Origin of the sequence: Amycolatopsis sp. NPDC102389 (genome assembly GCF_044765885.1) — a bacterium.
GTDB lineage: Bacteria > Actinomycetota > Actinomycetes > Mycobacteriales > Pseudonocardiaceae > Amycolatopsis.
Genome location: NZ_JBIWKX010000032.1, coordinates 94,463 through 103,802, shown reverse-complemented (window position 1 = coordinate 103,802; position 9,340 = coordinate 94,463). Strand labels below are relative to the sequence as shown.

The window sequence follows — 9,340 nt, the reverse complement described above, 5'->3', positions numbered from 1 at the left end:
CTTGCAGAATCTGGGGGGCTTTAAATACACCCCGGGCCTCCCCCCGGCGGGGGGGGGGGGCGCCTTGGGTTTTTTTTGGGTTTTTGGGTTTAAACCCCCCACCCCCCCCCCCCCACCCCCAGCGAAAACGGCACATTAGCCATAAGCCGGACATTTAGTCGGGGTAAGTGTCCCTTGTGGACACTCGGGGCACAGCCGACTCTCTTCGCCGGGTCGCGAAAGCCACTTTCGGGTCATCAGACGTCGCGAAAGTGGCTTTCGCGACGTCGGGAACGGCCGCGAGCCTTAGGGACTGTCAGGCTTTCAGTGATCCGAAGAACGCCGCCAGTTCGTCGTGGGCGGTGCCGAAGTCCTCGGTGTTGCCGGTGAGCGCCAGTTCCAGCGTCTCGCCGTCGGAGAGTTCCATCGTCAGGTACGAGGTGAGCTTCCGGCGCGGGAAACCGCCCGCGACGATGTCCGAGAACGGGATCCGCCGGGCGCCCGGTTCGGCACGCAGATCGTCGAGGCCGCGCTCGCGCAGCTTCCGGATCCGCTTGCGGTCCGACACCCCGCGCGCCCCGATCAGGCCGGCGAGGCCGCGGCGGATCAGCACCGATCGCGCCATCGGCAGCAGCACCACTTCGGTGTCGCAGACGATCAGGTCGTAGAGCTTCCGCTTGGCCTTCAGCGCGGTGAACATCCCGAGCATGCGGGCTTCGGCCGGATCCGGTTCCGGCTGGGGCTCCTGTTTGCAGAAGTATCCGGCGGGCACGCTCAGCAGTTGCAGGTTGTGGACCAGTTCGTCGACCGCGCGCGGGCTCCGCACCGCCGCGCCGACCAGTTCGGCGACGTCGAACGGCTCGCCGTCGCCGAGGCACAGTTCCCAGCCGCCGCCCCAGTTCAGGCGGTGCGCGGCGACACCGTTGTCGATCATCGCGGCGGTGACGGTGTCGGCGAACAGCTCGGTCAGCAGGTCCAGGCCCTCTTCACGGGACGGGGCCCGCAGGGGTTTCGCGAGCGCGTCGGCGTCGCCGTCACGCAGCACTCGCACGACTTCGCCGATCGTGCCGCGCGGTGCCAGCCTGCTCTCGATCCCGGCCGAGGTCAGCAGCCTCGCGCCCTCCGCCACCGACGCGCGGCCCGCGCGTTTGACGACCTCGTCCCAGTCCGCGCGCGGCCCGACGTCGCGGATGAGCACGTCCAGCTCCGCCTCGGGCACGTCGACCTTCGGCGCGCCCAGCAACGACCAGCCCGGTCGCGCGTCCGGCTTCACCGGGTTGTCCGGGACACCGGCCAGCGCGGCGATACGCCGTTTCGTGGGCGGGTGACTGTCGTACTTCGACAGCTCTTCGCCGTCGAGGATGTCTTCGGCGTACTCGGCGACCCAGTCCCGCTGGACGGGATGGTTGAGGTACGACCGGAACCCCAGCAGGACCGGGGGAGTGCGCCGCGCCGATGCCCCGAGCGAGAGGTAGCGCTCGGCGTAGTCCTTCCACAGCGGGCTCAGCGTCGCGGCCTTCCTCAGCGCCGCTGCCGCCGTGCGGCTGCCCGCGGCGAGCACGGACGCCTCGTCGGCTTGCAGTTCCTGCCGCCGGTTCGCCGACCGCGCGACCAGCAGGTACAGCTTCGAATAGGCCGACAGCAAGGCCCTGGCGGGGCCGCCGTCCAGCCGGTCGACGGTGAAGGCGAGGGTCTGGGTGCCGCGGTAGGTCAGCGCGAGCAGGCGGGTGTGGCCGCCGCTGTAGTGGCCGAGTTCGTGCGCGAGGACCGAACGCAGCTCGCTCACGCTCAATGCCGCCAGCAGCGGCAGCCCGATCAGCATCGTGCGGCGGCCCGGCCGCAGTCCGAGGAACCGGGCGTCCTCGCTGACCGCCGCGTTGATCTCGCCGATCAGCACGATCTCGTCCGGTGGCCGCGTCTTCACCTGGGCGGCGAGGTCGTCGATCATCTCCCACAACGCGGGATGGGCGTCGCGGTCGAGCCGCGGCCCCTCGATCGGGGGTCGCCGCGCCCGCAGCGCGCTCACCAGCCCGAAGCCGAGCGCGACCATGATCGCGAGCCCGCCGAGCATGACGTAGGTGCCGATCTTGCCCTGGATCCGCAGGCCCGCCAGCACACTGGCGACACCCACCGCGACGACCACCACTGGGAACGCCACGAGCAGAAGTGTCGCGAGGACGGCGCGTCCTCGGGCCTGCATCGTCCGGTTACCTCTTTTCGCACAAGTGCCGTCTGTGCGGCCGAATAGTAACCGGCTACGCAGCGGGCTCGTGCGAGAACAAAGCGCTACGCCCGCTACCTGCGCTTGTCCGTGAAGGCCTCCTTGAGGGACCCAGAGTCCCTCAAGGAGGCCTTCACGGCTCAGGCGACGTTGAAGGTGTCGGGATCCGGCCCGGTCCGCTCACCCCGGTCCAGCACGGACAGCGAAGCGATGTCGTCCTCCGACAGCGTGAACCCGAAGACGTCCAGGTTCTCCTTGATCCGCGACGGCGTCACGGATTTCGGGATCACGATGTTGCCCAGCTGCAGGTGCCATCGCAGCACGATCTGCGCCGGCGTGCGGCCGTGTTTCGAAGCCAGCGCGGTGATCGCACCTTCGCTGAGCAGGTCGCCGCCCTTGGCCAGCGGGCTCCACGCCTCGGTCGCGATCCCGTGCTTCGCGTCGAACTCACGCACCGCGGCCTGCTGCAGGTACGGGTGCACCTCGACCTGGTTGACCGCCGGGGTCACCGAACCGGCGTCGAGAAGCCGTTCGAGGTGGGCGGGCTGGAAGTTGGACACGCCGATCGCGCGCACCCGGCCGTCGGCGTAGAGCTTCTCGAAGGCTTTCCACGTATCGAGGTAGCGGTCGCGCTCGGGAGTCGGCCAGTGGATGAGATACAGGTCCAGCCGCTCCAGGCCCAGCTTGGCCATGCTGGCGTCGAACGCTTTCAGCGTGGAGTCGTAGCCCTGTTCGCTGTTCCACAGCTTGGTGGTGATGAACAGCTCGTCGCGGGTGATCCCGGACTCGGCGAGTGCCTTGCCGACGCCCGCTTCGTTGCCGTAGATGGCGGCGGTGTCGATGCTGCGATAGCCCGCGTCCAGCGCGGCCTTGACCGCGGCGGTGGTCTCCTCGTCCGGCACCTGGAAGACGCCGAACCCGAGCTGCGGCATCTCCACCCCGTTGGTGAGCTTGACGGTGGGAATGTCGGTCACTTGCGTTCCTTTCTGGGTGTTTTCCGGTTCAGGCGGCGGGGGCCAGTTCGGCGCGACGAGCCTTTCGCCGCCCGTGGTCGAGCATGCCCGAGATGACCGCGACCAGCAGTCCGGCGAGCGCGAGCGCGGCGCCGATCCAGTTGGGCGCGGTGTAGCCGAGACCCGCGTCGATGGCCTTGCCGCCGAGCCACGCGCCCCCGGCGTTGCCGAGGTTGAACGCGGCGATGTTGGCGGCCGAAGCCAGCGCGGGCGCGCCTTCGGCCTTGTTCATGACACGGGCCTGCAGTGGCGCGACGGTCGCGAAACCGGCGGCGCCGAAGACCGCGATGGTGATCGCGGCGGGAAGCTGGGCGTGCGCGGTGAAGACGAACACGATCAGGACGGCCGCGAGCACGGCGAGGATGACGTACAGGCTGGGCATCAGCGACCGGTCGGCCGCCTTGCCGCCGAGCAGGTTGCCGACGAACAGGCCGCCGCCGAACAGCACCAGCAGCCAGGTCACCGCGCCGGGGGAGAAGCCGGCGACCTCGGTCATCATCGGGGCGATGTAGGTGAAGGACGCGAAAACGCCGGCGAAGCCCAGCGCGGTCATCGCCAGCGCGAGCCACACCTGCGAACGCCGGAACACGGCCAGTTCGCTGCGCAACCCGGCGCTCTTCGTCGTCGCCTGCGCGGGGACCAGCGCGAGGATCCCGATCAGGCCGATCCCGCCGAGCACGCTGACCGCCCAGAACGTCGAGCGCCAGCCCAGCGCCTGGCCGAGCGCGGTCCCCGCGGGTACGCCGAGGACGTTGGCGACGGTCAGGCCGGTGAACATCATCGCGATGGCGCCCGCCTGTTTGGTCGGCGCGACCAGCGAGGCGGCGACGACCGCGCCGACGCCGAAGAACGCGCCGTGGGAGAGCGCGGCGACCACGCGGCCGGTCATCAGCAGGCCGTAGGTGGAGGCCAGTGCCGAAACGACGTTGCCGGCGATGAACAGGACCATCAGGCCGACCAGGACCGTCTTGCGCGGCACCCGCGACGCGAGCGCGGTCAGCAGCGGGGCGCCGACGACGACGCCGAGCGCGTATCCGGAGATCAGCAGCCCGGCGGAGGGGATCGAAACCCCGAAGTCGCCCGCGACCTCGGGCAGCAGGCCCATGATCACGAACTCGGTGGTGCCGATACCGAAGGCACTGATCGCCAGTGCGAGCAGAGCGGCAGGCATTGAAGGCTCACTTCTTCCCGTAGAGTGGTGTTGTCTGGCGTTGGCAACTACAGGCGTCCGAGATAGTTGCACGCGCCGTATATTGCACACGCTTGATGATGCAGGACGCAACGAAGCTCGGGCAACCGGGGAAGAGGTGAACCGTGTCACTGGCCGACGACGCCGTGGAGACACGCGCGCAGGGCTGGCGGACCCTCGCCGCGCTCCACGCGCGGATCGAGGACGCGTTGGAGCGCGCGCTGGCGCAGAAGCACTCCCTGTCCGTGAGCGAGTACACCGTGCTGGACGTGCTCGCCCGTCAGGACGGTTTCCACCTGCGGATGAACCAGCTGTCGAACGCCGTCGTGCTCAGCCAGTCGGCGACGACGCGGCTGGTGTCGCGGCTGGAGGACCGCGGGTTGCTGCAGCGCTACCTGTGCCCGGACGACCGGCGGGGGATCTACACGGAGGTCACACCCGCCGGGCAGGAACTGCTCGCGGCCGCGCGGCCGACGCACGACACCGTCCTCACCGAGGCGCTCGCCGCCGCCGAGGAACTCCCCGAACTCGCGCCGTTGGTCGCCGCGCTCGGAAAGCTCACCTTCGCCCGCTCCTGAACGACCGCATCCAGAGGACTAAACGCGGTGGGGCTGGCAAGGTGAGGGCGTGGACGATCTTCTGTTGCGCCGGGTCCGGGTCGGCTTGGCGGGTTCCCTGTCGGACGTGCGGATCGAGGGCGGCCGGATCGCGGCCATCGCGGGGCCGGGGCAGGCGGGTGAGGCGTCGGAGATCCTCGACGGGCACGGCGGCACCCTGCTGCCCGGCCTGGTCGACGCGCATGTGCACACCGCGCAGTGGTCGGCCGCGCGCCGCCGGATCCCGCTGGGCGAGGCGACCTCCGCGGCGCACGCGGTCGAGCTCGTCCTCGCCCATCTGCTGGCGAATCCCGCGCCACCCGGCGAACTCGTGCTCGGCGCCGGGTTCCGCGACGGCCTCTGGCCCGACGCCCCACACAAGGATCTGCTGCAGAAGGCGCTGCCTGGGCATCCGGTCGCCCTCTTCAGCGCCGACCTCCACACGCTGTGGCTCAGCCCCGCCGCGCTGAAGCTCATCGGCCGCGAGCACCCGACCGGCGTGCTGCTGGAAAACGACTGCATGCGCGCGACGGCCGAACTCCCGGTCGCCCCCGACGACGTCATCGACGGCTGGGTCGCCGACGCCCTCGACGCGGCGGCCGCCCGCGGCGTCACCAAGATCGTCGACTACGAATACACCGACACCGTCACCGACTGGCGGCGACGGCTGGCGCGGAAACCCTTGCCGGTCCGGGTTTCCTGCGTGATCGCGAGGTACCTGCTCGATACCGCGGTCGAACGCGGCCACCACTCCGGCGACGTCCTGGAGGGCAGCGGCGGGCTGCTCACGGTGGGCCCGTACAAGCTGTTCGTCGACGGTTCGCTGAACACGCGCACCGCGTACTGCGTGGGCCACTACGCCGGAACCGAATCGCACGGGCTGCTCGAACTGCCGCCCGAGGAGCTGGAATCGTTGATGCGCAAGGCCGCCGGACACGGCCTTTCGCCCGCGGTGCACGCGATCGGCGACCATGCCAACAAGATCGCGCTCGACGCCTTCGCGAACGTCGGTTGCGCGGGCCGTATCGAGCACGCGCAGCTGTTGCGCGCCGAGGACGTCGCCCGGTTCGCCGAGCTGGGTGTCGTGGCGAGTGTGCAGCCCGCCCATCAGCCGGACGACCGCGACGTCGCCGACCGGCACTGGCACGGCTGGACCGATCGGGCGTTCCCGTACGGCGCCCTGCACCGCTCCGGGGTGACCCTGGAATTCGGCTCGGACGCGCCGGTCGCGCCGCTGGACCCGTGGGACGCGATCGCGTCGGCGGTCAGCCGTACCGACGACGACCGTCCGCCGTGGCACCCCGAGCAGGCCCTGCCGCTGGAGGCCGCCCTCGCGGCGTCGTCCGGCGGCCGGACCGGCGTGGCCGTCGGGGACGTCGCGGATCTGGTCGTCACCGCGGTGGATCCGGCGCGGCTGTCGCCGGCGGGACTGCGCGACATCCCCGTCACCGCCACCGTCATGGACGGCCGGATCACCTACGCGTCCTGAGTCTTTCCTTGCCCGCGCGCAACGTCCTAATGGAAGGGCATGGATCACCGCCTTCTCGACCGGCTCCGGGACCTCCACGGCTCTCTGGGCACCGACATCACCTTCGTCACCCGGATGGTCGAGGACGACGTGCCGCGCGCCGACGTCCTCCGTGATCTCGGGGAACGGCTGACCGACCTCGGCACGGCGCTGCTCGCCCGCTCGGACGACGTCAACGCGGACGTGCTCGCGAAGCTGCCGGACGACGGCTGGCTGCCCGAGGCGGGCGAGCGCCACCGGGCGCTGGTCGTGGCCCACAACGTCGGCGAGCGGCCGCTGCGGTGCGGACGGATCTATCTCGCCGTCTGCGGGGCGCCGTGCTTTCCGTTCTACGGCAGGGACCCCTCCGGCCGGTCCGCCCGGCACGAACGGTGCCCGGCCTGCCGGGACCGCCTGTTCCGGTGACGGCGGCTGCGGGCGGCGGCTCGGTGGGGCAGGGTCACCTCGAACTCGCCGCCGGCCACTTCGCCGAGGGCCGGACGTTCGCCGTCGTGTACCTCGTCGCGCACGGCCTCATCAAGCTCGGCCTGGTCTGGGCGCTCGCGAAGAAGGTGATGCGGGCCTACCCCGTGGCCGCCGTGGTGCTCTCGGCGTTCGTGGTCTACGAGGTCTTCCGCGCGATCCACACGCACTCGCTCGCGCTGCCGTTCTTCGCCGCCCTGGACGTCGTGATCGTCGCGCTGGTGCTTCGTGAATACCGTCAGCTGAAGAGGGATCGCGTCGCGGCCTGACCGCCCGGTTCAGGCCGCGACGCGAAACTTTTCCGTGGTGACCTCCGCGCCGGGCGGATCCACCACGAGCGCGGTGGCGTTGTCGGAGCCACCGAGCGAGATCGCCGTCCGCACCAGCTCCGTGGCCGCCCTGTCCGGCATCCCGAGGATGTCGAGCATGGTCGGACCGCTGAGCGTCTTGTGCACACCGTCGCTGGTGAGCAGAAGACCGCCGGTCGTGACGGCGGCCGTGCCGATCTCGTGCGCACCGGCCGTGCGGACGCTGGTGGTGACGACGTGTTCCATCCGCGGTGTCACGGGTTGGTCGTGGTCGCGGAAGTACTGCGCGAGCGTATGGTCCTTCGTCACCTGCCGCACGGTGTAACCATCCCAAGCGTACGCCCGCGCGTCGCCGACCCACGCGATGCCATACCCTTCGCCCGTTTGGACGGCCACGACGAGCACGCAGTCACCGGCCCCGCCGAGTTCGAGCACAGCCCGCTGAGCAGCGAGAACAGCCCCGGTGGCGCCCTGCTCGACCGGTGTCCTGGCCGCCGCGGACGCCGCCGTCCGCGCCGCCTGTGCGGCGTTCGGGTGATCTCCGACTCCATCGGCCAGCGCGAACACGATCCCGCGCCCGCCCGCCGCCGCGTACGCCGCGACGGCGTCCGCGTTGTGCGCGCGCGGTCCCTGCGCGCTCGCCGTGTGCCAGTGCGGAAGCTCCCTCATCGTCTTCTCCTCACCACTGGGTGATTCCCTGCTTCCAGAGTCCACCTGGTTCCTGTGGTTGAGCTGAGGGTTCGGTGTCGGGCGGCTGTCGGTCACGTGACTCGCGTGATCAGACACGTAACTCGCGTGATCAGAGGCGCAACTCGCGAGATACGCCTCCAAACACGCGAGATACGTGTCCAAACACCCGAGCTACGCCTCTGATCACGCGAGTGCGGCGCAGTGCCTGGCCGGACGTGCCGAGGCCGGTCAGCGCAGTCGCGTGATCAACGTCCGCAGCCAGCTCTCCGCCATCGCCGGTTCCTTCCGCAGGTGCCGCACCAGCAGGTCCCGCCCCGCCTTCGACCGGCCCGCCTCGACGATCGCGACCGCCTCGGCGAGCCCGCGCAGCCGCTTTTCCGAATGCTCCGGTGCGCGGCCGTTCTCGTCCGACCAGCGCGGCCGCGGGAACGACGCCGTGAGCTTGGGCTGCGTGTTGCCGAAGTAGAGCCAGACCGGCTCGTCGAGCGAGATGTTCCGGACGCCGTTCGCGGGCAGGTCGGCAGGCCAGCCGAAATGCTGCTGCCAGCGGAACGCCGACGGGGTGGTGTCCTCGCGGATGGTGATCCCGAGGAACCGGAGCCGCCCGCGGATGATGCTCCAGGCCTCGTGTTCGTCGTCGATCCACTTCCGCAGCAGCCCGTAGAGTTCGGTGAACGTCTGTCCTGTGTAGACGAGGTCGACGAACACCTTCGGCCGCCCGCGGGCCAGGTCGTGCGGGCTCAGGCCCGCCGAAGCGAGGTAGCCGCGAAGAGTGTCCACATCGGACTTCGCCAGCCCGGACCAGGTCCCCGCGAACGACAGCGGCAACTGGTGGATCCGGTCCCGCCAGGGGGTTCCGCTCAGCAGATCGTGCACGCTGTCCGCGGAGCGCCCGACGAAGTAGAGGTCCGCGTCACCGGCGCGGGCGATCACCTTCGCCGCGCATTCGATCAGTTCGTCCAGAAACCACAGCGACGGTTCTTCGGCGCGCTCCAGTAGCGTCCCGAGCTGGTCGGGGCGCACGAGATCCCAGCGGTACGGCCGATTCACGCCGTCCAGGATTCCCGTGCGCCCCAAGGTTTGTCGACGGATTTATTGAGGGGTAAGTCAAATATGGCGTGCCGCACACCCTTTGCGGCCTGGGTCCGCGCTGACTGACGAGGGCCGACCGCGCGGTCAATGTCCACAAGGGACACTCTTCGGGTTGCAAGTGTCCGGTTTGGGCAGTCTGCACGGTTCCGCGAGGGAGTCGTGGGGGGGGGGGGGGGGGGGGGGCCGCCAACCCCCCCCCCCACCCCCCCCCCCCCCCCCCCCCCCCACGGGGTACAAAAGCACAAATAAAGGAGAGGGGGAA

General features: G+C 70.0%; 8 protein-coding genes and 1 pseudogene. 4 read left to right on the top strand and 5 right to left on the bottom strand.

Going from position 1 to position 9,340, the window contains the following annotated elements; translation table 11 throughout:
• Nucleotides 1-295: 295 nt before the first annotated feature.
• The 3 genes from ACIRGA_RS25365 to ACIRGA_RS25355 all read right to left on the bottom strand — a co-directional run bounded on the left by ACIRGA_RS25365 (nucleotide 296) and on the right by ACIRGA_RS25355 (nucleotide 4,384).
• The gene (locus ACIRGA_RS25365; protein ID WP_400945096.1) at nucleotides 296-2,179 is read right to left on the bottom strand and encodes a M48 family metalloprotease; all 1,884 of its coding nucleotides are present in this window, start codon (nucleotides 2,177-2,179) and stop codon (nucleotides 296-298) included.
• 161 nt (nucleotides 2,180-2,340) lie between these two features.
• Entirely contained in the window at nucleotides 2,341-3,174 is an 834-nt protein-coding gene (locus ACIRGA_RS25360; protein WP_400945094.1) for an aldo/keto reductase, read from the bottom strand.
• Nucleotides 3,175-3,202: 28 nt separating this feature from the next.
• Nucleotides 3,203-4,384 (bottom strand): MFS transporter, encoded by a 1,182-nt coding sequence (locus tag ACIRGA_RS25355; protein WP_400945092.1) that lies wholly within the window; start codon nucleotides 4,382-4,384, stop codon nucleotides 3,203-3,205.
• Nucleotides 4,385-4,527: 143 nt separating this feature from the next.
• Between ACIRGA_RS25355 and ACIRGA_RS25350 the strand changes: the two genes are divergently transcribed.
• The 4 genes and pseudogenes from ACIRGA_RS25350 to ACIRGA_RS25335 form a co-directional block, all read left to right on the top strand.
• Entirely contained in the window at nucleotides 4,528-4,980 is a 453-nt protein-coding gene (locus ACIRGA_RS25350; RefSeq protein ID WP_400945090.1) for a MarR family winged helix-turn-helix transcriptional regulator, read from the top strand.
• A gap of 49 nt (nucleotides 4,981-5,029) precedes the next feature.
• Nucleotides 5,030-6,487: an amidohydrolase gene (locus tag ACIRGA_RS25345; RefSeq protein ID WP_400945088.1), complete on the top strand. Its 1,458-nt coding sequence runs from the start codon at nucleotides 5,030-5,032 to the stop codon at nucleotides 6,485-6,487.
• A gap of 39 nt (nucleotides 6,488-6,526) precedes the next feature.
• A complete protein-coding gene (locus ACIRGA_RS25340; protein ID WP_400945086.1) occupies nucleotides 6,527-6,931 on the top strand; it encodes a hypothetical protein in 405 nt (134 codons plus the stop codon).
• A gap of 35 nt (nucleotides 6,932-6,966) precedes the next feature.
• Nucleotides 6,967-7,257: pseudogene (locus ACIRGA_RS25335) on the top strand (DUF2127 domain-containing protein); the annotation flags it as partial.
• A 9-nt stretch (nucleotides 7,258-7,266) separates the two neighbouring features.
• Here the strand turns inward: ACIRGA_RS25335 and ACIRGA_RS25330 are convergent.
• Together ACIRGA_RS25330 and ACIRGA_RS25325 are read right to left on the bottom strand one after the other, a co-directional pair.
• Entirely contained in the window at nucleotides 7,267-7,965 is a 699-nt protein-coding gene (locus tag ACIRGA_RS25330; RefSeq protein ID WP_400945084.1) for a PP2C family protein-serine/threonine phosphatase, read from the bottom strand.
• 249 nt (nucleotides 7,966-8,214) lie between these two features.
• Entirely contained in the window at nucleotides 8,215-9,036 is an 822-nt protein-coding gene (locus ACIRGA_RS25325) for a hypothetical protein (RefSeq protein ID WP_400945082.1), read from the bottom strand.
• Between the last annotated feature and the right edge of the window lie 304 nt (nucleotides 9,037-9,340).

What these genes read in the sequence shown, in the direction of transcription:
- ACIRGA_RS25365 (WP_400945096.1), bottom strand. Translation starts at nt 2,179, where the DNA reads ATGCAGGCCCGAGGACGCGCCGTCCTCGCGACACTTCTGCTCGTGGCG.
- ACIRGA_RS25355 (WP_400945092.1), bottom strand. Translation starts at nt 4,384, where the DNA reads ATGCCTGCCGCTCTGCTCGCACTGGCGATCAGTGCCTTCGGTATCGGC.
- ACIRGA_RS25340 (WP_400945086.1), top strand. Translation starts at nt 6,527, where the DNA reads ATGGATCACCGCCTTCTCGACCGGCTCCGGGACCTCCACGGCTCTCTG.
- ACIRGA_RS25330 (WP_400945084.1), bottom strand. Translation starts at nt 7,965, where the DNA reads ATGAGGGAGCTTCCGCACTGGCACACGGCGAGCGCGCAGGGACCGCGC.